23 protein-coding genes and 1 pseudogene are annotated in these 22966 nt (G+C 65.1%); 13 read left to right on the forward strand and 11 right to left on the reverse strand.

Translation table 11 applies throughout. The features are described from left to right. Positions 1-70 precede the first annotated feature (70 nt). Positions 71-1069, forward strand: coding sequence for a thioredoxin domain-containing protein (locus llg_RS06275; RefSeq protein WP_338288850.1), 999 nt, complete (start codon positions 71-73; stop codon positions 1067-1069). Between the two features lie 6 nt (positions 1070-1075). Here the strand turns inward: llg_RS06275 and llg_RS06280 are convergent, their stop codons facing one another. Further along, complete coding sequence (locus llg_RS06280; protein WP_338288851.1) at positions 1076-1828, reverse strand: hypothetical protein; 753 nt, start codon at positions 1826-1828, stop codon at positions 1076-1078. Positions 1829-1899: 71 nt separating this feature from the next. Next, positions 1900-2208, reverse strand: coding sequence for a hypothetical protein (locus llg_RS06285; protein ID WP_338288852.1), 309 nt, complete (start codon positions 2206-2208; stop codon positions 1900-1902). 552 nt (positions 2209-2760) lie between these two features. Between llg_RS06285 and carB the strand changes: the two genes are divergently transcribed. The 3 genes from carB to llg_RS06300 all read left to right on the forward strand — a co-directional run bounded on the left by carB (position 2761) and on the right by llg_RS06300 (position 7671). Continuing rightward, positions 2761-6054 carry a carbamoyl-phosphate synthase large subunit gene (gene carB / locus llg_RS06290; protein ID WP_338288854.1) on the forward strand — a complete coding sequence of 1098 codons (3294 nt, stop codon included), beginning with the start codon at positions 2761-2763 and terminating at the stop codon, positions 6052-6054. 169 nt (positions 6055-6223) lie between these two features. Beyond that, complete coding sequence (locus llg_RS06295; protein WP_338288855.1) at positions 6224-6445, forward strand: hypothetical protein; 222 nt, start codon at positions 6224-6226, stop codon at positions 6443-6445. Positions 6446-6582: 137 nt separating this feature from the next. Further along, entirely contained in the window at positions 6583-7671 is a 1089-nt protein-coding gene (locus llg_RS06300) for a Fic family protein (protein ID WP_345789192.1), read from the forward strand. 381 nt (positions 7672-8052) lie between these two features. Here llg_RS06300 and llg_RS06305 read toward each other — a convergent pair whose 3' ends face one another. After that, the gene (locus llg_RS06305) at positions 8053-8850 is read right to left on the reverse strand and encodes an HNH endonuclease (RefSeq protein WP_338288857.1); all 798 of its coding nucleotides are present in this window, start codon (positions 8848-8850) and stop codon (positions 8053-8055) included. Positions 8851-8937: 87 nt separating this feature from the next. On the opposite strand from llg_RS06305, the gene llg_RS06310 reads away from it, so the two are divergent. Continuing rightward, positions 8938-9162, forward strand: a complete 225-nt coding sequence (locus tag llg_RS06310; protein ID WP_338288858.1) for a hypothetical protein — start codon at positions 8938-8940, stop codon at positions 9160-9162. Between the two features lie 170 nt (positions 9163-9332). Here the strand turns inward: llg_RS06310 and llg_RS06315 are convergent. The 4 genes and pseudogenes from llg_RS06315 to llg_RS06330 form a co-directional block, all read right to left on the reverse strand. Next, positions 9333-9500 (reverse strand): annotated as a pseudogene (locus tag llg_RS06315) (Fic family protein); the annotation flags it as partial. Positions 9501-9650: 150 nt separating this feature from the next. Then, positions 9651-10658, reverse strand: coding sequence for a hypothetical protein (locus tag llg_RS06320; RefSeq protein ID WP_338288860.1), 1008 nt, complete (start codon positions 10656-10658; stop codon positions 9651-9653). Positions 10659-11231: 573 nt separating this feature from the next. Next, complete coding sequence (locus llg_RS06325) at positions 11232-12296, reverse strand: AAA family ATPase (protein ID WP_338288861.1); 1065 nt, start codon at positions 12294-12296, stop codon at positions 11232-11234. Then, on the reverse strand, positions 12293-12532 hold the full coding sequence (locus llg_RS06330; protein WP_338288862.1) for a helix-turn-helix domain-containing protein: 240 nt from the start codon (positions 12530-12532) through the stop codon (positions 12293-12295). Before llg_RS06330 ends, llg_RS06325 begins: the two co-directional genes overlap by 4 nt. Before the next feature lie 399 nt (positions 12533-12931). On the opposite strand from llg_RS06330, the gene llg_RS06335 reads away from it, so the two are divergent. Continuing rightward, entirely contained in the window at positions 12932-13444 is a 513-nt protein-coding gene (locus llg_RS06335) for a hypothetical protein (RefSeq protein WP_338288863.1), read from the forward strand. Positions 13445-13560: 116 nt separating this feature from the next. Continuing rightward, a complete protein-coding gene (locus tag llg_RS06340) occupies positions 13561-14022 on the forward strand; it encodes a tRNA (cytidine(34)-2'-O)-methyltransferase (protein ID WP_338288864.1) in 462 nt (153 codons plus the stop codon). Between the two features lie 121 nt (positions 14023-14143). On the opposite strand, the gene rseP is transcribed toward llg_RS06340, so the two are convergent. After that, a complete protein-coding gene (gene rseP, locus llg_RS06345) occupies positions 14144-15628 on the reverse strand; it encodes an RIP metalloprotease RseP (RefSeq protein ID WP_338288866.1) in 1485 nt (494 codons plus the stop codon). Between the two features lie 90 nt (positions 15629-15718). Here rseP and llg_RS06350 point away from each other — a divergent pair, with 90 nt between their 5' ends. Both llg_RS06350 and llg_RS06355 read left to right on the forward strand, forming a co-directional pair. Beyond that, a complete protein-coding gene (locus llg_RS06350) occupies positions 15719-16882 on the forward strand; it encodes a hypothetical protein (RefSeq protein ID WP_338288867.1) in 1164 nt (387 codons plus the stop codon). Between the two features lie 38 nt (positions 16883-16920). Beyond that, entirely contained in the window at positions 16921-17097 is a 177-nt protein-coding gene (locus llg_RS06355) for a hypothetical protein (RefSeq protein WP_338288868.1), read from the forward strand. Between the two features lie 224 nt (positions 17098-17321). Here llg_RS06355 and llg_RS06360 read toward each other — a convergent pair whose 3' ends face one another. Beyond that, the gene (locus llg_RS06360) at positions 17322-17867 is read right to left on the reverse strand and encodes a hypothetical protein (protein WP_338288869.1); all 546 of its coding nucleotides are present in this window, start codon (positions 17865-17867) and stop codon (positions 17322-17324) included. 142 nt (positions 17868-18009) lie between these two features. On the opposite strand from llg_RS06360, the gene llg_RS06365 reads away from it, so the two are divergent. Together llg_RS06365 and llg_RS06370 are read left to right on the forward strand one after the other, a co-directional pair. Beyond that, positions 18010-18804 carry a hypothetical protein gene (locus llg_RS06365; RefSeq protein WP_338288870.1) on the forward strand — a complete coding sequence of 265 codons (795 nt, stop codon included), beginning with the start codon at positions 18010-18012 and terminating at the stop codon, positions 18802-18804. A 13-nt stretch (positions 18805-18817) separates the two neighbouring features. Beyond that, positions 18818-19582 carry a M14 family metallocarboxypeptidase gene (locus llg_RS06370; protein ID WP_338288871.1) on the forward strand — a complete coding sequence of 255 codons (765 nt, stop codon included), beginning with the start codon at positions 18818-18820 and terminating at the stop codon, positions 19580-19582. A gap of 308 nt (positions 19583-19890) precedes the next feature. Here the strand turns inward: llg_RS06370 and llg_RS06375 are convergent, their stop codons facing one another. Beyond that, positions 19891-20313 (reverse strand): EamA family transporter, encoded by a 423-nt coding sequence (locus llg_RS06375; RefSeq protein ID WP_338288872.1) that lies wholly within the window; start codon positions 20311-20313, stop codon positions 19891-19893. A 147-nt stretch (positions 20314-20460) separates the two neighbouring features. Between llg_RS06375 and llg_RS06380 the strand changes: the two genes are divergently transcribed. Further along, positions 20461-21579, forward strand: a complete 1119-nt coding sequence (locus llg_RS06380) for a hypothetical protein (RefSeq protein ID WP_338288873.1) — start codon at positions 20461-20463, stop codon at positions 21577-21579. Between the two features lie 308 nt (positions 21580-21887). Here llg_RS06380 and llg_RS06385 read toward each other — a convergent pair whose 3' ends face one another. Beyond that, positions 21888-22235, reverse strand: coding sequence for a P-II family nitrogen regulator (locus llg_RS06385; RefSeq protein WP_211630810.1), 348 nt, complete (start codon positions 22233-22235; stop codon positions 21888-21890). Positions 22236-22478: 243 nt separating this feature from the next. Between llg_RS06385 and azu the strand changes: the two genes are divergently transcribed. Then, the gene (gene azu / locus llg_RS06390; protein ID WP_338288874.1) at positions 22479-22931 is read left to right on the forward strand and encodes an azurin; all 453 of its coding nucleotides are present in this window, start codon (positions 22479-22481) and stop codon (positions 22929-22931) included. Positions 22932-22966 lie beyond the last annotated feature (35 nt).

The following is a 22966-nucleotide window of genomic DNA, read 5'->3' on the forward strand; positions in this document are numbered from 1 at the left end:
GTAATATCAAGGGAGTTCGATTTTTCGGACTTTCCCTCATCGCGGGATTCCGGGACAGTGCAGCCGTCCCATGATTCGATCCCGCACGGTTTTCACGGTGTTGCTGCTGGCTGCGCTGCTGCCGCTCACCGGCTGCGACGGCAAGAAGGAGGCCGGAAAGCCCGGCGGCCTGTCCGGGCTGCTGGACAAGCTGAAAGGGAAACAGGCGGACACCGCGGCGGTGACCCCGCCGATGGGGCCGCTGCCCCCGTTGATCGTCCAGGACATCGTGGAGGCGGAGTTTCCAAACTTCATCGACCGCCGGGACAAGCTCTGCGTGCTGGCCATCTATGACATGTATGGCCCCGAGACGGCGGACACGCTCAAACAACGCGAGATCGAGCGCAAAGTGGAGGAAGAGATGGCGAAGTACTCCGATGTGGCCGTGCTCGGGCGGCTGGATATCCAGAAGTGCAAGCTGTTCTCGAAAACGACCGGAGCCCCCGGCGTGGTGGGAACCACTTTCTATCTGGATGGCAAGGACGTGGAAGCCTTCAACGGCACGATCCAGGTCGAGCAACTCCGGCCAATCCTGGCCCGGCTGGTCGAACCACTGCGGGCGAAGCTGAGAGCCTCCGCCCCGGCGAAACCCGTGCCGATCCCGATGAAGGAGATGGCCGAAAGCGAATACCCCGCCCTGATCGCCACCCGGAACAAGCTGGTGCTCGTGGTCTATCACGCCGAGTGGTGTGGGCCGTGCAAGATGCTGAAACCGGTGCTCGAGCAGATGACCACCGAGTTTCCCGGCCAGGTCGTCATCGGCCGCTTCAACGTGGACCAGTGCAAGGGGCTCGCGGCGAAGAACGGCGTGTCCGGCATCCCGGACGTGCGCTTTTTCCTGAATGGCAAGCAGGTGGACAGCTTCACCGGCTACGCTCCCGCGGAAACGGTGCGGGCGAAGTGCAAGCTGCTCACCGCCGGCCTGGAACCGGAGATCCCGGCCACCCCCGCCACCTCACCCGAGGCCTCCGTGACCCGGATGAAAAAGGACTGGATGCCGCCGGGAATGGAGAAGACGCGGAAGAATTGAAGGGGCTCACAGCGGCTCGACGATGGTGGCGAAGGGCTCGAAGCGGACGCGGGCCCCGCAGGCCAGGGCGATGGTTTCCAGCGCGAGGGTCGCCGGGACGCTCTTCAGGTGGAGGTTGGCGATGCGTTTCCCGGCCAGCTTGCCCGCGGGATCGAGAATGAGGATGTTCGATAGCGGCGGAGGCCCGAGCGGCTCCCGGATGCCCATGTCGGTGGCGGGGGGCTGCACGCCACGGATGGTGACGTATTGGCGGATGTGATCGACGGCCTCGGCCAAGGGCAGGTCCTCGCCGAGGAAGGAGACGACGACGACTTTCTTCATGGCGTCCTCGCGGAGCTGGGCGAGGGCGGCATCCGCTTTCTTGCGCTCATCGGTGCGGGTGTCCGGGAAGACGCCGGGCTCGATGGTGATGGAGCGGTCGTGGTAGCGGGCAGTGGCACCGCACGAAATGCAGAAGTAACGGAGGGCAACCGGGATGGGGAGGCAGCGGGCCCGCAGAGTCAACCGCCTGGCTTTCAGCGTGCCCTGGGGATCGACGAGGTCGAAATCGACGATGCGTTTTCCGGCGAGTTCCGGGATGCGCAGGTGGAAGTAGGCGAGGGCCTCCGGGAGCGTGGTGCCTTCGAAGTTCAGGCTCGGCAGGGTGACACGCTCGAGCGCGGCCTCCAGGCCCTCCGGCTCCGCGGGAGCCGGTTCGGCACAGGCAGCGGGGGCCATGGCCAGGCACGCGGCGGCGACAAGCAGCGGACGGAGGGGCATGGTGGAGTTTCTAGCAGGGGGCGGCGGGGGAGGCGAGTTCGGTTCAGGCGGCTCCTCCAGAAGGGAGTCTGTCACTCTGGGTGCCCGCCCCGTCTGGCCCGTGACCGAAAGAACCCGCGCAGGATGAAACCGATCCCCACGACGAGGCACGCGATGGCCCCCACCAGCACGGCCACCGCCACCAGGTTGGAATCCCGGTTGCCCAGGTCGACCTCGGGGCGATGGAGAAACGCCGCCACCAGGCTGGCCACCACCAATCCCAGCGGCAGGGCGAGACCGCCAAGGCACAACCACCACGCGGCGCTCCGGTAGCAGCGGGCCCGCGCGGAATGGCGGCACCAGCCGGTCTCCCCGGCGGGAGGCCGGTCAGGCAGGGGCATGGGCGATCCGTCCACGCCTCCCTTTTACCCGGCGGCAGGGGAGGGCACAAGGTCTTGGGGTAGCCGCGCTCGGGAGAGCGTGGGCGGCGTGGATCGCCCCGTTTCCGTGCAGCTCCAGTCCCCGGTTCGCGACCGTCATCCCCGAGCCCGGAGGGCGACGTATCCCAGCCGGTGGCGCCAGCCACCGGGAAAGATCGGCCATGAGGTCCAAGCCCCGGCCAGGGGCGACGCAATCGGAGGCCGGACGACGATCCTCATCCAGGTCCACATCCAACGTTCGAAGAGAGGCCCCGAGCGGAACCGGACGTGCGAGGATCGGGGTGAATCCACCCAGCCCACGCTCTCCCGAGCGCGGCTACGCCAAGATCCCGCCCTCCTGAAGGAGGAACGACGTACGAAGAACGCCCCCGGAAACCCCACCGCCGCAAACTTTTATCCCCCCGTGACGAAATTCCAAACATCCAACCCTTTACAAGAGGGGGCAGGGATGCCAAACCCCTCGAAATTTAGCCCTTGCGCGCCCTAACCGGTCCGCACGCCCCGCTTCCCGTCATGCCAAAAGACACCTCGATCCGCAAAATTCTCGTCATCGGTTCCGGTCCCATCGTCATCGGACAGGGCTGCGAATTCGACTACTCCGGTGTCCAGGCCTGCAAGGCGCTGCGCGAGGAAGGCTACACCGTCGTCCTGGTGAACTCGAATCCGGCCACGATCATGACCGATCCGGAGTTCGCCCACCGGACCTACATCGAGCCGATCACCCCGGAAGTCGTCGAGAAGATCATCGCCCGCGAGAAGCCGGACGCCCTGCTGCCGACCCTCGGCGGCCAGACGGCGCTCAACACCTCGATGTCGCTCTTCAAGTCCGGCGTGCTGGACAAGCACAACGTCAAGATGATCGGCGCGAACGCCGACGCGATCGACAAGGGCGAGGACCGCTTCCGCTTCAAGGAGGCGATGCTCAAGATCGGGCTCGATGTGCCCGAGTCCGGCGTGGCCCACACCATGGAAGAGGCCCGCGAGGTGGCCGCGAAGATCGGCCGTTTCCCGCTGATCATCCGCCCCGCCTTCACCCTGGGTGGCACCGGCGGCGGCATCGCCTACAACCGCGAGGAGTTCGAGGAGATCGCCTGCTCCGGCATCGACCTGTCCCCGGTGTCCGAGATCCTCATCGAGGAGTCCCTGCTCGGCTGGAAGGAATTCGAAATGGAGGTCATGCGTGACCGCGCCGACAACTGCGTGGTGATCTGTTCGATCGAGAACCTCGATCCGATGGGCGTCCACACCGGTGACTCGATCACCGTCGCGCCGATCCAGACCCTGACGGACCGCGAGTACCAGATCATGCGCGACGCCTCCTTCGCGGTGATCCGCGAGATCGGCGTGGAAACCGGCGGCTCGAACATCCAGTTCGCCACCGATCCGAAGACCGGCCGCATGATCGTGATCGAGATGAACCCGCGCGTGTCCCGCTCGTCCGCGCTGGCCTCGAAGGCCACCGGCTTCCCGATCGCCAAGATCGCCGCGAAGCTCGCCGTGGGCTACACGCTCGACGAAATCCGCAACGACATCACCCGCGAGACCCCGGCTTCCTTCGAGCCGACCATCGACTACGTGGTGACCAAGGTGCCGCGCTTCACCTTCGAAAAGTTCCCGAAGGCCAACCCGGTGCTGACCACCGCGATGAAGTCCGTGGGCGAGGCGATGTCGATCGGCCGCACCTTCAAGGAGTCCATGCAGAAGGCGCTGCGCTCGCTGGAAACCGGCCGCTGGGGCTTCGGCTTCGACAGCAAGGAGGCCCACGGCGTGACCCGCGAGGACATCGAGCGCAAGCTGCGCGTGCCGAACGCCGAGCGCATCTTCTGGCTCCAGACCGCGTTCGTCCATGGCTTCACGCTGGAGGAGATTTTCGAACTCACCGCGATCGACCCATGGTTCCTGGGCCACCTCCAGCAGATCGCGGAAGAGGGCAAGGACCTCGCCAACCTCGACCTGAAGCGCGCGAAGAAGCTCGGCTTCTCCGACCGCCAGATCGCCCGTGCCCGTGCCCACTCGCAGGCGATCCACAACGTTTCCATCCACGGTGAAACCGACCAGCCCGCCGGTGCCCCGCCGCGCGCCGAGCCGGAACCGGCCGTGGCCGACGTGCCGACCGAGGACACGATCCGCGCCGAGCGCAAGGCCCGGAAGATCATTCCCACCTACCGCCTCGTCGACACCTGCGCCGCGGAGTTCGAGGCCTACACGCCCTATTTCTACTCCACCTACGGTGACGAGAACGAGGCCCGCCCGTCCGACAAGAAGAAGATCATCATCCTCGGCGGCGGTCCGAACCGCATCGGCCAGGGCATCGAGTTCGACTACTGCTGCGTCCACGCCGCCTTCGCCCTGAAGGACCTCGGCTACGAGACCATCATGGTGAACTCGAACCCCGAGACCGTCTCCACCGACTACGATACCTCGGACAAGCTGTTCTTCGAACCGCTCACGCTCGAGGACGTGCTGAACATCTGCGACCAGGAGCAGCCGGACGGCGTGATCGTCCAGTTCGGCGGCCAGACCCCGCTGAACCTCGCCGCGGACCTGAAGCGCCACGGCGTGCCGATCATCGGCACCAGCCCGGAAAGCATCGAGCTGGCCGAGGACCGCAAGCACTTCTCCGCGCTGCTCGACCGCATCGGCCTGAAGCAGGCCGAGGCCGGCACCGCCACCAACGAGGAGGACGCCATCGCCGCCGCCGACCGCATCGGCTACCCGGTGCTCGTCCGCCCGTCCTTCGTGCTCGGCGGCCGCGCCATGATGATCGTTTACTCGGAAGACGAGCTCCGCCGCTACATGCGCGAGGCCGTCACCGCCTCCCCGGAGCGCCCGGTCCTCGTCGACCGCTTCCTGGATGGCGCGACCGAAATCGACGTCGACTGCATCAGCGACGGCCAGCAGGCCGTGGTCGGCGCGATCATGCAGCACATCGAGCAGGCCGGCATCCACTCCGGTGACTCCGCCTGCGTGATCCCCGCCTTCTCCCTCAGCGAGAAGATCAAGGCCGAGATCACCCAGGCTGCCAAGGATCTCGCCCGCGAGCTGAACGTGAAGGGCCTGATGAACATCCAGTTCGCCGTGAAGGACGACGAGCTCTACGTCATCGAGGTCAATCCCCGCGCCTCCCGCACCGTGCCCTTCGTCTCGAAGGCCATCGGCGTCTCCCTCGCCAAGCTCGCCGCCAAGATCATGGTCGGCAAGACGCTCGCCGAGCTCGGCTTCACCGAGACCATCATCCCGCCGCACTACTCGGTGAAGGAAGCCGTCTTCCCGTGGAACCGCTTCCCCGGCATCGACATCGTGCTCGGCCCGGAAATGCGCTCCACCGGCGAGGTCATGGGCATCGACGCCGACCGCGGCATGGCCTACGCCAAGTCCCAGATCAGCGCCTTCAACCCGCTGCCGACGAAGGGCAACGTCTTCCTGTCCGTGAACGACCGCGACAAGGACCGTGCCCTGGAAATCGCCCGCGGCCTGATCGAGCTCGGCTTCGAGATCTACTCCACCGGCGGCACCCAGGCCCGCCTGATCGCGGAAGGCCTGCCCTGCCACCGCCTCTACAAGCTCTCCGAAGGCGCCCGCCCGACGGTGATCGACGCCATGAAGAACGGCGACGTGCAGTTCGTGATCAACTCCCCCAGCAGCCACGAAAGCCGTGAGGACGAGATCAAGATCCGCGCCGGCGCGATCCAGATGAAGATCTCCCACGCCACCAACATGGCCGCCGCCGAAGCCTCCGTGGAAGCCATCCGCGCGCTGAAAACGCGGGAGCTCACCGTGAAGAGCATCCAGGAGTACCACGAGTGATCAGGGAGCACGGACATTCCTGTCCGTGTTTCTTCACTCTTCACAAAGAGGGACAGGAATGTCCCTCCTCCCTGAGCCCCCGGCCACCCGGGGGCTTTTTCTTTCGTAGCCGCGCTCGTGAGAGCGTGGGCGGGGCGGATTCTCCTCCACCCCGGCGCGGCGGTCCCCTATGAAGATCGGAGCACATCTTGTCGCCACCCTGCTGCACCACGAGCAGGAGAAGGGCTCGCCATTGACCGAAGCCGAGGTCATCGCCATCCGCGATCAAGCCCCCTGCGTCATGTCCCCGCGGGACGCCTTCGAGAAAGCCCGGGAAAGCCGCGGCTACGACGACATCGACCCCGAGGATTGCTGGAACGGATGGCAGGTGGTGAGGAAGGGCCTGCTGTGAAAGCCATCGCCCTTCAGGACGTGCATACCTTTTCCCCGTTTTCCATGCACGTTGCCACAACATGTATAGAAAAGTGACGTTTTCTATACACGTCAACCTCGACATGTATAGAAAACGATGCTTTTCTATACACGTTGATGAACCTGATTCGTTCCCTAGAACTCCTTTCAGCTCAACGGTTTGAAACACCGGAGATCTTGAAAAAGCTCAACGCTGCCAGCCGCCGTCTGGCGGAGCTGAAAGGCGTGGTCGAATCCATTCCGAACCGGAACATTCTGATCAACACCCTGGCCATCCAAGAGGCAAAGGACAGTTCCGAGATTGAGAACATCGTCACCACCCACGACGAGCTTTTCCAGGACGACCTCAGCGGAGGGAGCCGGTTGGGCCCCGCAGCGAAGGAGGTGCTGCGCTATCGGGAGGCCCTGCGTGCCGGGTTTGAGAAGGTTCGGGGCGACGGTCTCCTGACCAGCCGCCACATCCTGGAGATCCAGGCGGTCCTCGAGCAAAACCACGCGGGCTTTCGGAAAGTCCCGGGTACCACGTTGAAAAACAGCGCTGGAGAAGTCGTCTACACGCCCCCCCAGCACCCGGATGAAATCGAGGAACTGATGGCAGGGCTAGAGCGCTTCATCAACGAGCCCAACCTTTTCGACGCCGATCCGCTCATCAAGATGGCGCTGATCCACCATCAGTTCGAGAGCATCCATCCGTTCTACGATGGCAATGGACGCACCGGGCGGATCATCAACGTGCTGTACCTCGTCAAAGAGGGACTGCTTGAGATCCCGGTGCTGTATCTCAGCCGCCATATCGTGCGGACCAAGGCCGACTACTACCGGTTGCTCCAAGCCGTGAGAACGGAGGACCGTTGGGAGGAATGGGTCATCTACATGCTCACTGCCGTCGAAAGAACAGCCTCCGAAGCCATCGTCATCATCCAGAAGGTCAAAGCCGCCCTTCTCGAGACCAAGCGCCGTATCCGGGATGCCTACAAATTCTACAGCCAGGATCTCATCAACAACCTCTTCAACCACCCCTACACCAAGATCGAGTTCGTCGAGCGGGATCTAGGCGTCTCCCGCCTCACCGCCACCAACTACCTCAATGAACTCGCCGAGGGCGGCTTCCTCCAGAAGCAGAAGATCGGACGCTCGAACTACTACGTCAATGTCGTCCTGACCTCCATCCTCACCGGAGAATCCATGCAGAGGCCGGGGGCGTAGTCACACCCACGCCACTAACATGGCCGCCGCCGAGGCCTCCGTCGAAGCCATCCGCGCCCTGAAGACCCGCGAGCTCACCGTGAAGAGCATCCAGGAGTACCACGAGTGAAGTAGCGCGAGGCTCCCGCCTTGCGTGCTTCTCACGCACACCCCGAGGACGACGCGTTCATCCCTCCTTCCAAAGCCCCCGGCCACCCCGGGGGCTTTTTCGTTTCGTAGCCGCGCTCGTGAGAGCGTGGGCGGGGAGGATTCTCCTCCACCCCGGCGCGGCTATCTTCCACGGACTCAAGCAGAAGCGGCACTCTCCTGATCACCGAGGAAAAATGCTACTCATAGTCTGTCGAAGCTTCCAGCCGCCTCGGGCATGATGCGGCGATGCGCTCACTTCTTCCGAAAGATCTTCGCCCGATGCTCGGCGAGGAAGGCGGTTTCGGGCAAGGCCGAGTCGGCAGGCAGGATCAAGGGAACCCTTTCGTAAGCACCAAAGTTCTCTGCCACCGTCCTTTGCGACAGGGCTGCCTTCAGCTTGGGAGAGAGAACCATCCGCAACTCTTCATCGAAGGCGATCAGTCCTTGGTCGAATGCGGCATCGTGGAGGCGGGAGAGGCAGAGTCCATTGCGGACGTTCAGGCGCTCGCTGGGATGGGTGCCCCACGGAAGGATATGGGAGGCGATGAGCAGCTCACGGATCGCAAGCTGCGTGACCCCGCACCTGCCTCCGAAATTGTTCACCACGGAATTCCGGAAGTAATCCTGTCCGCGCCTCTGCTTCACCAGTGCGGTCTTCTCGGTAACCTCATCAAGGGGGCGCTTGCGGACTTGGAAGCCCTTGCCCGGAACAACCTCCATCGTATCGGTTTCTCTGGCTCCAATGAGTTTGCGCATGGCCTCCTCGCTGGCAGGGGCCGCCTCGTTGAGGTTCTCGTGGAACTCCTGCCACATGCTGCGGTCGAGGTCACTCGCGCCAGCAAGCCCCTTGATCCCCCGGAGCTTCAGGGCCGGATCGAGGGAGGCGAGGTTGCAGAGCTTCATGGCCACGCTACCCGGGGTGCGGCCGAGTTTCTGGGCAAGCGCGATGATCACCGGCGTGCGGGCATCCATCTGCCCGAAGGTGAGCTTGTGGTACAGATTCAGCGCCACAAGCAGCTCGTCGCGCGTCCATCGTTTGCCAGAGGCCATGTGAGGTAGCGTGACAGGGGACCTGAAAACTTCCAGCTTGTGTTAGAGCCGCCTCCTGGCCAGGTGATTCTGGCGATGAACGATCGCGTGATTCACTTTTCCCTGCCGGTGGAGGACTTCGGGCAGATGCTGGATGGGCTGATTGCCCGGCAGGAGGCGTGGGCGAAGACGGCGGCTTGGCACCGCGGGGAGGTGAACGATCCGTGGTTCCAGATCGAGGAGAGCAAGGACGAGCGTGAGGCGGAGTGGATCGCGGAGACGTATGCGGGGATCATCAGGGCGTTGCAAGAGCAGGCACGGGGGCAGCGATGAAGGACTGGAGCCTTGGGGGAACGGGGCGGATGCACCCCGCCCACGCTCTCACGAGCGCGGCTACGATGAAGAACGGGGCCGACGTGTATAGAAACCGGGCGTTTTCCACGCAGATCGCGGGGACGTGTATAAGAAATGGTGTTTTTCTATACACGTCAGGGTTCTCGCACTCAAACGCGTACCAGCTGCATGAGGGGCTCGAAGCGGTAAACGGCAGATTGACGGCCCGATGAGGGTCTCACGGTTTGCAGGAGGCCTTCGTCCAGAAGGATGCGGGTGAAGCGGGCGGCAGTGGCGGCGGGAATGCCGCTGTCATTGGTGAAGCCGCTGTTGCGGAAGAAAATATTTGAGAAACAAATGAACTTGTTGGCAATAAAATTCAAAAAATGAGAAACAAATGAGGTTGTCGTGCACGCATTACCATCAAACCTTCTTGTCTCTCAAAAAAACGATAATGTGATCAACAATCACATTTGACCCTCGAAAGTTTACGCCAAAAGGAATGGCAGCCTCAACCACAGCACCTCCCCCACTCTCCCCGTTTTGTGGTGCTTGTGGCCGGGGAGCCGGCACGGGTGGGCGGGTTGGGCGATGAGGCCCGCATCGAGGCCGAGGAGGGGGGCGTGGTCTTTCAGGGAGGCGAGGACGGGTGGAGGCGGGGTGTCGAACCAGGCGTGGAGGCTTTTGCCGCCGGTGTGGAGGATGGCGGCGAGGGTGAGGCCCATTTCCCGCCGCAGGAACCGGATGATGGCGAGGGAGTGGTGGAGGTGCGCCTCGTGCTCGGCCGGGGTGACGGGGTGGATGCCATCGAGGCCGTCGAAATCGAGGACGGTGTAGGGGCTGGATACGACGTTCGCCGTAGTTCGGGAGACGGTGCCGGGGGCCCAGTGGGCGGGGGTGGTCATGGGGCCTATCCGGAGAGGAGGTTCATGATCGGGGGCAGCGCACCATTCGGCGCAGGTGCGCCAGCGGGGGGCGTGACGGGGGCCGCTTTCGTGGACTTCGCCGGTCCAAAGCAGGGCGTGGGACGGGAAGAGGGTTTTGAGAAAATGGCGGGGATCGTGGAGGACGAGGGGGCCATCGGGGCGCTGGGGGGAGTCTTCCCAGGCGTCGTAGGGGTCCCAGGCGTGGCGGGCGAGGAGGGCTGCCCGCGAAGACGTAAGACTGGAAGAAGTAAGAGGTAAGACGGGGGAAGAAGAGGAAGAGGGGATGGGGGGACGTGGGCGGGAAGTGCGGGAGGTATGGAGGTGGCCGGTGGGGAGGCGGGATTCGTGGGAATCGCGGGGCGGGCGGGGTTCATGGACTCCGGCGAGGGCGTGGATGCGCTGGCGGTGGGCGGCATCGCCGGGGCGGGCGGCGCAGGCGAACTTGCCATCGGGGAAGATGACGAGGTGGTTGCCGGTGCGGTCGCCCTGGTCCTCGGCGCAGGCGGGACAGCGGGCGTGGGTTTTGTTTCCGCGGTGACGGAGTTTTTCGAGACGGGTGGGGTCGAGCATGGGAGAAGACGGAAGACTTGAAGACGCAAGAAGGAAGAGAAGAGGGAGAGGGCCGGGAGAGGACTTGTCCTGTTTGTTCGCGAGCCTAGGGGAATGGACAAACAGGACAGCGCATCGAGGGGCGCGGTGGAGGCTTCTGAAGGAGTTGAGCCTTGCCCTTCGGACCATGCCAGTTAGCGGCTTCGCCGGAATTAGCCCGTCGCTATCGCTCCTGCCGCATTCAGGCGAGGAGGGTCTTCCCCGGGGGCGGAGGCTGGTGGGCGGTCCCGTGGGGAAGCGGTGTGCGGAATGTCCTTCCAAGGGAGGAACGACGCACAAAGAGAATCGATAGGACGGAGCGTGGGCAGATAGAGGGAGATCGCATTCTCTCTTCTTACTCTCTCTCCTTCTGTTCACGCTCGTTCGCCCAAGACCTCCCGTGCGTCGTTTACAACGATCGAAGATCTTTCGGACTCCGCCTCCCGGGAAGACCTTCCTCGCCTGAAGGCTCAACTCCTTCACAGGCGTCCCCCGCGTTTGTCCTGTTTGTCCATTCCCCTAGGCTCGCGAACAAACAGGACAGATCCCCACGGGTCACGGTTTCCAAGTCAGGCGGCCCTCGCTGTCCTCAATGATGTGTTCCGGGTGTTCCTTGAGAACGCTGTAAGCACGGCTGCGGGAACACAGGTCATGGGAGCAGAGGCGGTTGACCGCCTGAGTGCGCGTTTCAAAACGCATGCCGGAGAGGGCTTTGGAGAGCGCCTGCAACGGGATGCCCCGTCCTTTCACGTCCTCTCCGGCCAGGAACCCGTCCATGTCGAACTCGGGGTAGGGGGTGAAGAGTCCATCGCGGCGGTGCCAGGCGCTCGGCGGGCCTTCCTTGCCGTCGTTGTTCTTGCAGCAGGTGAGGACGACGGTGTCGTCGGCGGTGGCATTGCTGGCGGGCTCGAGGGCGAAGACGCAGCGGGCGGCACTGCCGATCTGGTAGCTGCCGGCGAGCTCGTGGAGGAGATCGCGGCCGACCTTGCGGGTGGACTCGCTGCTTTTCTTCCGCATGTGGTGGAGGATGAGCAGGGCGGGTTTTTCGCAGGGGTCCTCGGGGAGGCAGGAGAAGACGGCATCGAGCGCGGCGCGGTAGTCGGTCTGCTTGTCGCCATCGGTGGCGCGGTTCCAGGGATCGAGGACGACGAGGGCGGGCCGGATCTGGGCGATGCGCTCGCGGAGGCGGACGCGGAAGGTGAGGTCGTGGAAGGCGAGGCCGTGCGGGGGTGGCGGGGTGATGCGGACCCAGTCATCGAGGTCCACGCCATCCGGGCGCTGGAGCAGCGGGGTGAGCTCGGACTTGAGGCGGTAGGGGCCGTTCTCGCACTGGACGATGAGGGTGCGGAAGCGGGCGTGGACGGGGTGGCCGAACCAGGGGGTGCCGGTGGCCCCGGCGATGGCCAGGGCGACGGCGGCACGGCTTTTCCCGACGCCGGGCCAGCCGCCGAGGACGGTGAGGCCGCCGCGGGTGAGGTGGCAATCGCCCATCAGGATGAAGTCGCGCGGCGGCTGGAAGTTGGCGAAGTCCGAGGGCCGCCAGATCGGGATCACGTCATCGAGGCGGAACATTTCCGCGGCGGCCTCGCGGAAGGAGGGGGTCTCCAGGACGGTTTTCAATGGGCACCTCCTTGCTCCGGTTTCACCGCGCGGCCGGTGCTGGCCTCGATGAAGGCCTCGAGATCGGCGCGGCGGAAACGGATCGCCGCGCCGAAACGGACCACCGGGATCTCCCCGGCGTGCACGAGATTGGAAAACTGGCGCGGCGAGAGCCGCAGGTAGGCAGCGGCCTCCCGGCGGGTGCAAAGCGGTGCGGTGTCTTTGTTTTGGTGATGGTGTGATACATCTGGATTCATATCGCCGCGAGGATGGGTGGACGCGGTCGGGGGCGGCGAGTGAACAGATGGCCAACCCTCCGGAAGACGGAAGACTGGAAGACGCAAGAAGGAAGAGAAGAGGGGGTGGTCGCACGGTTCCGAAGCAGGGCGGATCGCCAACGCGCGGCGGCAGGAAACGTAGCGCGAAGCTTGGCTTCGCGTGCAGGTGACGGCCCTACACGGAAAAGGGCATCCCCGGTTCCCATCGAGCTCTCCGCCACACGCGAAGCCAAGCTTCGCGCTACCTCGCGGCCCGGACAGGGAAGGCGGCTCCCCGGACTCCGCCCCCCGGAAGACCTTTCTCGCCTAAAGGCTCAACTCCTGCCGGAAACGGAGATTTCTTCCAAGGAACCGCCGCGCGGAGTGTCATCCCGGATGATGAAACCATCGATCACCGGCTTGGCGTTGGCAGGAGTGCTGGCGTGCGTTTCCGCTCAAGCGGAGGAGGCACCGCCGCAGCGCCTGAAGAACCTGAAGATCGAGGACGCGAAGCCGCAGGAGGGCGTGTTCCTGACCTACACCGGCTACGAAACGACGGTGCTGGAGCTGAAGGGCGGGAAGTTCCGCTACTGGTTCGAATCGGACATGAAGGGCCAGGACGACCCGGCCTATCCCCTCACCGGTACCTACACGGTCCAGGGCAACGTGGTGACGCTCGCGAACGACAAGATCTACCAGCCCGCGCGGACGTGGACGGTGCTAACGGTGAACGGCACGCCCAGCCTGTGGCGGTCCGATGCGGCGAAGCTAAAGGACACCTTCGTGATCAGCGATCTGGCCTACTTCCGCCGCTACGGCCAAGGCAGTATCCTAGTGCCCGCGAAACAAGGCGCGGAGGACACGTGGAAACACCGCGGCGCGCCGACGATCCCGGTGCCGAAGGAGGAGTGACGCGTGGAGACGGAAGACTGGAAGACGCAAGAAGGAAGAGAAGAGGCAGAGGGCGCAGGCCGGACCAGCAGCAGGAATGCTTGTGCTACTGAGGGCGCGTGGCCTAGACCGGGCGCATGTTCCACCTCGTCATGGTCGCGCCGGAGATCCCGCACAATGCCGGTGCCGCGGGCCGGCTGGCGCTCGCCACCGGATCGGTGCTGCACCTGGTGAAGCCGCTCGGGTTTTCCCTGGAGGACAAGTACGTGCGCCGCACCGGGCTGGACTACTGGCAGGACGTGGACGTGCGGGTGTGGGAGTCCTTCGCGGACCTCCAGGCGGCGGCCGGGGAGGGGGCGCGCTTCTGGTACCTGAGCACGAAGGCGACGCGCTCGCCGTGGACCACCGCCTTCCAAGCCGGGGACTACCTGGTCTTCGGCTGCGAGACGAAGGGGCTGCCGGAGGAAATCGTGTACGCCGCCGGGGACAGCGCGCTGCACATCCCGATGAAGCCGGACTCCACCCGCAGCCTGAACCTCTCCACCGCCATCGCCATCACCCTCTACGAAGCCGTGCGCCAGCAGGAGCCGGAGTGGTGAAGGGGGCAAAGGTAGGGTCGCACCGCCGGGGCGACCGGGTCGAAAAGATCCGTCCGCTGCCACGGGCACATCCCTTTCCCTCCACCACCCGGTCATCCCGGCGCGAGATGACCCTGCCGCCTCACGGCTGCTTGAAGACCACCTCGGGGGCGTCGCGGCGGTGGCCGCCGATGTCGCCGAAGAGGTCCTTGCTGGTGACGTAGAGCATCAGGCTGATGAGCATCAGCGCGAAGGCGGTCTGCACCCACTCCAGCGCGCGCGCCTTCACCGGGCGGCGGGCGATCGACTCCATGAGGGCGAGCAGGATGTGGCCGCCATCCAGCACCGGGAAGGGCAGCATGTTCAGCACCGCGAGGTTCACGTTGAAGAGCACGAAGAAGCCGAGCAGGCGGTTGTAGGGATTCTCCATCTGGAGCATCCGGTACTGGGCCTTCGCGATGCCCGCCGGGCCGCTGAGGTGGTCGATGCCGATGCTGGAGTCCTTCGAGGTGACGCGGTCCAGCGTGGTCCACATCATGCTCAGGCTTTCCCCGATCTGCTCCCACGCGCCCGGCGTGCGCGTATCGGAAGTCTGGTCCGCGATATCGGCCGGGGCGAGGCCCACCATCGGCGCGTGGTTCGCCGGAGAAACCGGCACTTCGGCCTGCACGGTCGCCGTTCCCGGGGTCCACGGGAGTTTCTTCAGCTCGCTGAGCTTCATGTCCTCCATCTTGTCGTGGCCCTCGGAGGTCCGTTCATAGGCGATCTCCACCGGCGTGGTGCCCGCCTCGGCGATGAATTTCAGGAAATCCGACACGCACGCCACCTTCCGGCCATTCACCGAAACCAGGCGGTCCCACTGCTTCAGCCCCGCCCTCTCCGCCGGGCTGCCCTTCATCACGGTGGAAACGAGCACCATCTCCGGCATCGGACTGATCCCCACCTCCCGCAGCGCCTTGCGCTGGTACCACTTCGTCTCCGGGATATCGAACTTCGACACCAGCTCGATCGGCTGCGGCTCGCCCTCGCGCTGGATGGTGAAATGGATCTCCTGGCCCTTGCTGAGAATGATCTGCTCGAAGATGCCGTTCATCTTCGAGCTGCCCGCGAAGACCTCCACCTTCTGGCCGTTCACCGCCAGGATGGTGTCCCCGGTGCGGATGCCTGCTTTCGCACCCGGGCTATCCTTGTCCACCGAACCCACCTTCGTGGTCGGGATGGTGTCCACCGGCTTGCCCACCACGGACACGATGCCCGCCGCGGCCAGCGCCAGCAGCAGCGAGAACAGCGGCCCGGCGATGGCCACGATGATCTTGTCCAGCGGCGAGATCGGTGCCAGCGGCTCGCCCTTCTCCGAGGTGCGGCCCTCGATGGACTCCATCGGCGCCATCTGCGGCAGGCTCACGAACCCGCCGAAGGGCAGCCAGCCGAGGCCGTACTGCACGCCGTTCCAGGTCTTTTTCCAGATCGGCTTCCCGAACCAGATCTGGAAGCGGTCGATCTTCAATCCGCGCCAGCGGCCGGCGAGGAAGTGGCCCAGCTCGTGGACGAAGATGATGAGATTGAACCCGAGCAGGATGAGCAGCACCTGCAGGGCGGTGTGGAGGATCTTGGCGATGTCCGGCATGAAATCTTTTTTCCGCTGCCACCCTAGCGCCGGAACCCGGTGCATCAAGTGGATTGACGCACCCCGCCCGCTTCGCAGAGACTGCACCTCATGGCATTCAGGATCGACGACGCCCTCGTGCGCGGGGAAATCGACAACACCATCGAGGGCAGGACCACCGGCCGGCTGTGGTTGCTCGGCCGCGAGGAGCCCGTGGTGCTCGATCTGGATGGCGATTGCTGGCGTGATCTGGCCGGCGCGAAACTGCTTTTCGAAAACCCCGAGCCGAAGGCCGAGGCCACCGGCACCGCCCTCGATCCGGTGCAAAACGGCGTCACCGGGGACATCACCGCCTCCCGGAAGGCCCGCGTCTCCACCGTGGGCGAGGAGGAGATCCACACCCTCCACGCCGCCGGGCAGGAGATCCCCTACCAGTGGAAGCACCTGCTCTACATCGAGTGGTTCAGCCAGGCGAACGGCCGCGTGCTCATCGAAAGCTCGTCCTTCCGCCTCACCGTCTCCGATCCGGCCTGGTCCATGGACGAGGATGCCGAGCAGGCCCAGCAGCTCGCCAATCTCCACGCCATGCGGGACTTCATGAGCACCATCATCCGCCGCCGCCAGGGGCCCGCCCCGGCCACGGACCAGGATGGCGATGACCTCGACGAATACGAATGGGAGGAGCGCCTGAAGGAATCCGACCGCCTCGCCGAAGCCTACCAGGAGGTCCTGGAGAAGTACATGGACGATGCCGACGCCGAGCGGAAGGAGGCCTTCGTGATGGGCTGGGACGGCCTGCTCGATGCCCTCGCCGAGCGCGATGAAAACGACATCCCCGGCCTCACCGAGGACATGGAGTTCTCCTCCTCCTGGACCCCGGACGAGGACGAAACCCCGGAGGCCCAGGACGACGACCGCCACCCGCTCCAGGCCCTCGCCTACGAGGTCGCCCTGCGCTCCGTGGACCTCGTCTCACGGGACGGCGGCCCGGACACCGCCGCCCACTGCCTCGTTTCCAATCTCCTCCAGGTCAGCGCCAAGCTCGCCGGAGCCCTCAATGGCTGCGGCAGCGGCTACGAACCGGAGGCCGGCTTCGTCCTCGCCGTGCTCAAGCGCTGCCTCAATTGGCTCAATGAAGCCATGGCCGCCTGCCAGGCCCTGCTCGATCAGGAAACCGACCCGGACCAGCTCCAGGCGCTCACCCGCCTGCGCCAGTCCGTTTTCGAGATCCGCGACGGAATTGTCGCGCTGCGGCGGGAACTTAAGCAAAGTTAATGATTGCGCCGGAGGAAAATGCGCGTATGGGAATTCCCATGAAAGCGCTGCTTCTTCTCGCCGCTGCCGCCGCCGGCCTTCTCCTTTCCTCCTGCAACACCGCCATCGGCTTCGGCCGCGACCTGCGCCTGCTGGGCCAGGGCATGGAAACCTCCGCCAACAAGAGCCAGGGTGGCGGCGGCGGTGGTGACCAGAGCGGCGCCCCGGTTTACTGAGACCACGGGTTCTCCAGGTAGCGCGAAGCTTGGCTTCGCGTGCGGATCACGACCCCTTTTTGAAAAGGGCGTCCCCGATACCTGTCGAGCCCGCCGCCAGACGCGAAGCCAAGCTTCGCGCTACTTCACGCTCTCACGAGCGCGGCTACGGGAATGAGGCCCACGAAAAAAGGGAAGGACGTCTCCGTCCCTCCCTCGTTCGAATTCATCACACGGCCCGCGCTTCAGCGGTAGGAGGCCCAGCCGGCGGCGTAACCGCGGTTGAACTCCACGTGCTCGCCGCCCGGCACGCTGCCCCAGTGACGGGCGGAATTGTAGGTCAGGCCGCGGCGCTTGTCGCTCGCGCCCGCGCTGTAGCCCATGCGGTAGTAGCTCACGTGGGAACCGCCGCCACCGGGATAGCCCCCGCCACCGGGGTAACCACCACCACCGCCGCCGGGATAACCTCCACCCGGATAGCCGCCCACCGAGCGGAAGCCCACCGAGTAGCCGCTGCGGTAATTGTCACGGAAGGGCGGAGCCACCGAGTACTGACCGCGGGTCGGATTGTAGCCGCGGCCCGTGCGCTTGTCGCGCGCGCCGTCGTTCTGGCCGAGGCGATAGGCCTGGCCGGCCTGGGCACCACCTCCGGGATAGCCGCCGCCGGGGTAACCCCCACCGGGATAGCCACCGCCCGGGTAGCCACCGCCACCACCGGGATAAGGATCGTAGGCGCAGCTCGTCAGGGCGACGACGCCCAGCGTAAGGGATGCGAGAATTGCATTTTTCATGGCGTGCCACGCTAACGCCGGTCCGTGCGTTCGTCCAGTGCTCTCCAACAGATTCGAAGCGCATCCCGGCCTCGACGGGTAACCCGTCCGTGACCGTTGAAGTTGACCTCACCCGCCGCAACCGGCACCCTGCGCGCCCGTCATGGAGTGGCTTCACCAAATTCTCGGCCCGGATATCAAAGCGGCGATCCCGATCGTCCTCGGCATCATCGTCTTCGAAGGCGTGCTGTCCGTGGACAATGCCGCCGTGCTCGCCACCATGGTCCGCAAGCTGCCCGTCGACCAGCGCGGCAAGGCCCTGAAACTCGGCCTGCTCCTCGGCTACGTCCTGCGCGGCTCCTGCATCCTCGCCGTGAATTTCCTCACCCAGGTGTGGTGGGTCGGCCCGCTCGGCGGCGCCTACCTGCTGTGGCTCGCCATCAAGCACTTCACCGGCCACGAGCATGTCGAACAACAAGCCGAAGAAGCCGTGGAAGTGGAGCAGGGGAACTGGTTCTTCCTGAAAGCCGCCGGATTCCTCGGCACCTTCTGGGCCACCGTCCTCGCCGTGGAGGTGATGGACCTGATGTTCTCCATCGACAACGTGCTGGTGGCGAATGCCCTCACCGACAACCGCTACCTCATCTGCATGGGCGTCTTCGTCGGCATCCTCGGCATGCGCTTCGCCGCCCAGGGCTTCGTGAAGCTGATGCACCGCTACCCGTTCCTGGAAACCTGCGCCTTCGTCGTCGTCGGCCTGCTCGGCCTGAAGCTCCTCGGCGGACTGTGGGTCCACTTCCAGCCCCAGTCCGGCTTCGCCCACCTCATCGAAAGCCAGACCTTCAAGATCGTCTGGTCCGTGCTGATGCTGCTGCTCTTCATCATCCCGGTCATCACCCACCGCCTGCTCGGCTGGCCGCGCGGCGCGGCGGAGGAAACACCCGAGGACCCCGCCTGACCTTCCCGCGGGGTTGCACGATTCCGCCATCCGCGCCATGGTGGCGGCGGTGACCGACCCCTTCGACTGGCCCGCCTTCCTTCCCACCTTCGCCTCCGCGGCGGTGGCCGCCGGCTTCCGTCCCCAGCGCTTCGGCACCACCGCCTCCGGCGACCTCATCGCCTGGCTGAAGCCCGGCCCCGGCCGCCGCACCTACCTCTCCGCCGGCATCCACGGCGATGAACCCGCCGGCCCGCTCGCCCTGCTCGAGCTCGTCCGCACCGGTGCCTTCCACGATGATGGCGAGTGGCTGCTCTGCCCCGCCCTCAACCCCACCGGCCTCGCCATGGGCCGCCGCGAGAACGCCGATGGGCGCGATCTCAACCGCGACTACTGGGTCCGCCGTACTCCCGAGGTCTGCGCCCACACCAAATGGCTCCACGCCAGCGGCATCGCCGACCGCTTCATCTCCCTCCACGAGGACTGGGAAAGCACCGGCTTCTACTTCTACGAGATCAACTGCGGCCCGGACAGCCCCGCCCGCGCCCGCGCCATCCTCGACGCCGTCTCCCCCTGGTTCCCGCCCGAACCCAGCGCCCTCATCGACGGCCACGACATCCGCGAACCCGGCTGGATCTACCACCCCGCCGAGGCCGACCTGCCCGAGCACTGGCCCGAGGCCATCTTCCTCGCCAAGAACGGCTGCCGCCTCTCCTTCACCTTCGAAACCCCCAGCAGCGCCCCGCTCGCCCACCGCGTCGCCGCCCACGTCGCCGCCGTGAAGGCCGCGATCGTCTAGCAGGAAAGGTAGGGTCGCACCGCCGGGGCGACCGGATCTCACACCCCCGTCCGCCCCCCTCAGCGCGTCCCATCCCTTCGTCTGTTGGGACGGCCTTCTTCCCGCAACCACCTCCGCCGCCCGGTCATCTCGGCGAGATGACCCTACCTCCAGAGGCACGCTGCAAAGGTAGGGTCGCACCGCCGGGGCGACCGGGCCTAGCACCCCCGTCCGCCCCCCCTCAGCGCGTCCCATCCCTTCGTCCAATGGACTCTCTTCCTCCCCCCCCACCACCCGGGCATCTCGGCGAGATGCCCCTACCGAGCACCCTACTTCTTCATCCCCAGCACCACCACCCCCGCGCCCACCATTAGGATCCCCGCCCACTCCCGCGGGCTGGGCCGCTCCTTGAGGAACAGGAACGCGAAGGCCGCCACCAGCAGCAGGCTGGACTTGTCGATCGGCGCCACCTGGGAGGCCGTGCCATCCTTCAGCGCCCGGAAGTAACACACCCACGAGGCCCCCGTCGCCAGCGCGGAGAGCACCAGGAACAGCCATGTCTTCCCCGGCAGCGCCGCCGGATCGCTCCACTTCCCGGCCGCCACCACGAAGGCCCCCAGCACCAGCAGGATCACCGCCGTGCGGATCAGCGTGGCGAAATCCGAGTCCACGCCCTGCAGGCCCAGCTTCGCGAAAATCGTCGTCACCGCCGCGAACACCGCCGATAGCACCGCCCAGTGGAACCACGTCATGACGCCACCTTAGCAGCCCGGCCGCCGCTTGTCCGCCGGAGATCGCCGGCCGTGGCGGAGGAGCCCCTCGCCAACCCACCGGAAAACCCGGCTGGATCCGCCCGGGAATGTCCTTGCTCCCTGTGGCCGCCGCGATAGTCAGCCGGAATGACATTTCGGATTCTCGCCTGCCTCTCGTTCGCGACCTGTCTCGCCACCGCGGGACTGGAGAAAAAGGAAGCCGCCGACCTGGTGGCGAAGCTCGCCGCCGAACGCCTCGCCACCCTGAAAACCGAGCGCGCCGCCGAGATCGAGGCGAAGTCCATCACCGTGGGCGACAAGACCATGCCGTGGCTGGAAAAAACCTTCGGTGACGCCCCGGTCGGCAAGCGCAGCCTGTGGATCTCCATGCACGGCGGCGGCAATGCCCCGGCCGCCGTCAACGACCAGCAGTGGCAGAACCAGATCAAGCTCTACCAGCCCCCCGAAGGCATCTACATCGCCCCGCGTGCCCCCACCAACACCTGGAACCTCTGGCACGAGGGTCACATCGATCCGATGTTCGCCCGCATCATCGAGGACATGATCGCCGTCCGCGGGGTCGATCCGGACAAGGTCTACCTCATGGGCTACTCGGCTGGCGGCGATGGCGCGTGGCAGCTCGGCCCGCGCATGGCGGACCGCTTCGCCGCCGTCGCCATGATGGCCGGCCACCCGGGGGACATGGCCCCCGCCAGCCTGCGCAACGTCCCCTTCGCCATCTTCTGCGGTGGCTGGGACCGCGCCTACGACCGCAACAAGCTCTGCAAGGACTACGGCGAGAAACTCGACGAGCTCCAGAAAGCCGACCCGGAGGGTTACACCCACATGGTCCGCATTTACGAAGGTCTCGGCCACTGGATGAACCAGAAGGACGCCGAAGCCGTGCCGTGGATGGCCGGGTTCACCCGCCGCACCTGGCCGAAGAAGGTCGTGTGGGTCCAGGACGACGTCCTCCACGACCGCTTCTACTGGCTCGGCACCCCCGCCGCCGCCGCCAAGGCCGGAGCCAAGCTCACCGCCACGGTCGAAAAGCAAACCATCACCTTGGACGGCGACGCCCCCGCCGGCACCACCCTCTGGCTCTCCGACGCCCTGCTCGATCTCGACCAGCCCGTCACCGTGAAGGCGAACGGCAAGGTCGTCCACGAGGGCAAGATCGAACGCACCCGCGACGCCATCACCGCCTCCCTCGCCGACCGCCCGGACGCCGCCGCCTGCGCCACCGCCCGCCTCGTGCTGAAATAAAGAAGGAGTTGAGGCTTCAGCCGAGGAAGGTCTCCCGGGGGGGCGGAGGCCTGAAAGTTTGCTGGTTGGCAGTGTTCAGTTTTCAAGAAGAGAGGACACCCCGTTTCCACGGCTTTCGGAGGAATCGTGCCACATCCAGCTCTTCCTCTTCTCTGGGTTCTGGATTCTGGACTCTGGGTTCTCGGCCTAGCCGTCCCGCTCACCTGACTCCCCCCGGTCATCTCGGCGTGACCCTACCTCCCCCAAAAGCAAACCGGCGGCATCCCGAAGGATGACGCCGGTAGAGTTTCCAGCAAACGAACGGAAAATCAGTTCACGGCCACCGCGGAGGAACCGGTCTCACCGGTGCGGATGCGGATGGCTTCCTCGATGGTCGAGATGAAGACCTTGCCGTCACCGATCTTGCCGGTGTTGGCGCTCTTCACGATGGCTTCGGCGACACCGCCGGCCTGCGCATCGTCCACGACGATCTCGATCTTCACCTTGGGAAGGAAATCAACGGTGTACTCGGAACCACGGTAGATCTCGGTATGGCCCTTCTGACGGCCGAAACCTTTCACTTCAGTCACCGTCATGCCCTGGACACCCACTTCGGCGAGCGCCTCCTTCACTTCTTCCAGTTTGAATGGTTTGATGATCGCTTCGATTTTTTTCATGGTTCCGGCGGATTGGTAACGGGGCTATAGCAACGGGCGTGCCAAGTTGAGGTTGGAAAATCCAACAACACCGTTTTTCTTTTAACGATCCGGGAGCCCTTTGACGAGAGGAAATCCCGCCCGCCACAAGGGATGCGGCGGATTTTCCGATCCTCCGCGCGGATTCGCCCGCGGCCGCTCATGTGGGTTGCGCGCGGCCGAAAGATCATGCAGGTTCCACCCGTTAACCTCATCCTCTCCAACATGAACAAACTGATCTTTTCCCTCGCTGCCGCCGTGCTCGCCCCGATCGCCATGGCGGAAGACGCCGCCAAGGTGGAGCTCACCGGCAACGACGCGATGCAGTTCAGCTCGAAGGCCTTCGAAGTGACCGCCGGCCAGAGCGTGAGCCTCACCTTCAAGCACATCGGCCAGCTGCCGAAGACCGCGATGGGCCACAACGTCGTCATCCTCAAGGCCGGCACCGCCATCCCCGCCTTCGCCACCAAGGCCATGACCGCCAAGGACACCGACTACATCCCGGCGGACGCCGAGTCCAAGGCCCTCATCATCGCCCACACCAAGACCATCGGCGGCGGCGAGTCGGACACCATCACCTTCACCGCCCCCACCGAAGCGGGTTCCTATCCCTTCCTCTGCACCTTCCCCGGCCACTTCGCCGTGATGCAGGGCGTGATGACCGTGAAGGCCAAGTAAGCCTTTCCGATCCGATTCCTTTTAAAAGCAGGCGG

It is taken from the genome of Luteolibacter sp. LG18 (assembly GCF_036322585.1).
In the GTDB taxonomy this organism is placed as follows: domain Bacteria; phylum Verrucomicrobiota; class Verrucomicrobiia; order Verrucomicrobiales; family Akkermansiaceae; genus Luteolibacter.

What these genes read in the sequence shown, in the direction of transcription:
- llg_RS06275 (WP_338288850.1), top strand. Translation starts at nt 71, where the DNA reads ATGATTCGATCCCGCACGGTTTTCACGGTGTTGCTGCTGGCTGCGCTG.
- llg_RS06280 (WP_338288851.1), bottom strand. Translation starts at nt 1,828, where the DNA reads ATGCCCCTCCGTCCGCTGCTTGTCGCCGCCGCGTGCCTGGCCATGGCC.
- llg_RS06285 (WP_338288852.1), bottom strand. Translation starts at nt 2,208, where the DNA reads ATGCCCCTGCCTGACCGGCCTCCCGCCGGGGAGACCGGCTGGTGCCGC.
- carB (WP_338288854.1), top strand. Translation starts at nt 2,761, where the DNA reads ATGCCAAAAGACACCTCGATCCGCAAAATTCTCGTCATCGGTTCCGGT.
- llg_RS06295 (WP_338288855.1), top strand. Translation starts at nt 6,224, where the DNA reads ATGAAGATCGGAGCACATCTTGTCGCCACCCTGCTGCACCACGAGCAG.
- llg_RS06300 (WP_345789192.1), top strand. Translation starts at nt 6,583, where the DNA reads ATGAACCTGATTCGTTCCCTAGAACTCCTTTCAGCTCAACGGTTTGAA.
- llg_RS06305 (WP_338288857.1), bottom strand. Translation starts at nt 8,850, where the DNA reads ATGGCCTCTGGCAAACGATGGACGCGCGACGAGCTGCTTGTGGCGCTG.
- llg_RS06320 (WP_338288860.1), bottom strand. Translation starts at nt 10,658, where the DNA reads ATGCTCGACCCCACCCGTCTCGAAAAACTCCGTCACCGCGGAAACAAA.
- llg_RS06330 (WP_338288862.1), bottom strand. Translation starts at nt 12,532, where the DNA reads ATGAATCCAGATGTATCACACCATCACCAAAACAAAGACACCGCACCG.
- llg_RS06335 (WP_338288863.1), top strand. Translation starts at nt 12,932, where the DNA reads ATGAAACCATCGATCACCGGCTTGGCGTTGGCAGGAGTGCTGGCGTGC.
- llg_RS06340 (WP_338288864.1), top strand. Translation starts at nt 13,561, where the DNA reads ATGTTCCACCTCGTCATGGTCGCGCCGGAGATCCCGCACAATGCCGGT.
- rseP (WP_338288866.1), bottom strand. Translation starts at nt 15,628, where the DNA reads ATGCCGGACATCGCCAAGATCCTCCACACCGCCCTGCAGGTGCTGCTC.
- llg_RS06350 (WP_338288867.1), top strand. Translation starts at nt 15,719, where the DNA reads ATGGCATTCAGGATCGACGACGCCCTCGTGCGCGGGGAAATCGACAAC.
- llg_RS06355 (WP_338288868.1), top strand. Translation starts at nt 16,921, where the DNA reads ATGAAAGCGCTGCTTCTTCTCGCCGCTGCCGCCGCCGGCCTTCTCCTT.
- llg_RS06360 (WP_338288869.1), bottom strand. Translation starts at nt 17,867, where the DNA reads ATGAAAAATGCAATTCTCGCATCCCTTACGCTGGGCGTCGTCGCCCTG.
- llg_RS06365 (WP_338288870.1), top strand. Translation starts at nt 18,010, where the DNA reads ATGGAGTGGCTTCACCAAATTCTCGGCCCGGATATCAAAGCGGCGATC.
- llg_RS06375 (WP_338288872.1), bottom strand. Translation starts at nt 20,313, where the DNA reads ATGACGTGGTTCCACTGGGCGGTGCTATCGGCGGTGTTCGCGGCGGTG.
- llg_RS06380 (WP_338288873.1), top strand. Translation starts at nt 20,461, where the DNA reads ATGACATTTCGGATTCTCGCCTGCCTCTCGTTCGCGACCTGTCTCGCC.
- llg_RS06385 (WP_211630810.1), bottom strand. Translation starts at nt 22,235, where the DNA reads ATGAAAAAAATCGAAGCGATCATCAAACCATTCAAACTGGAAGAAGTG.
- azu (WP_338288874.1), top strand. Translation starts at nt 22,479, where the DNA reads ATGAACAAACTGATCTTTTCCCTCGCTGCCGCCGTGCTCGCCCCGATC.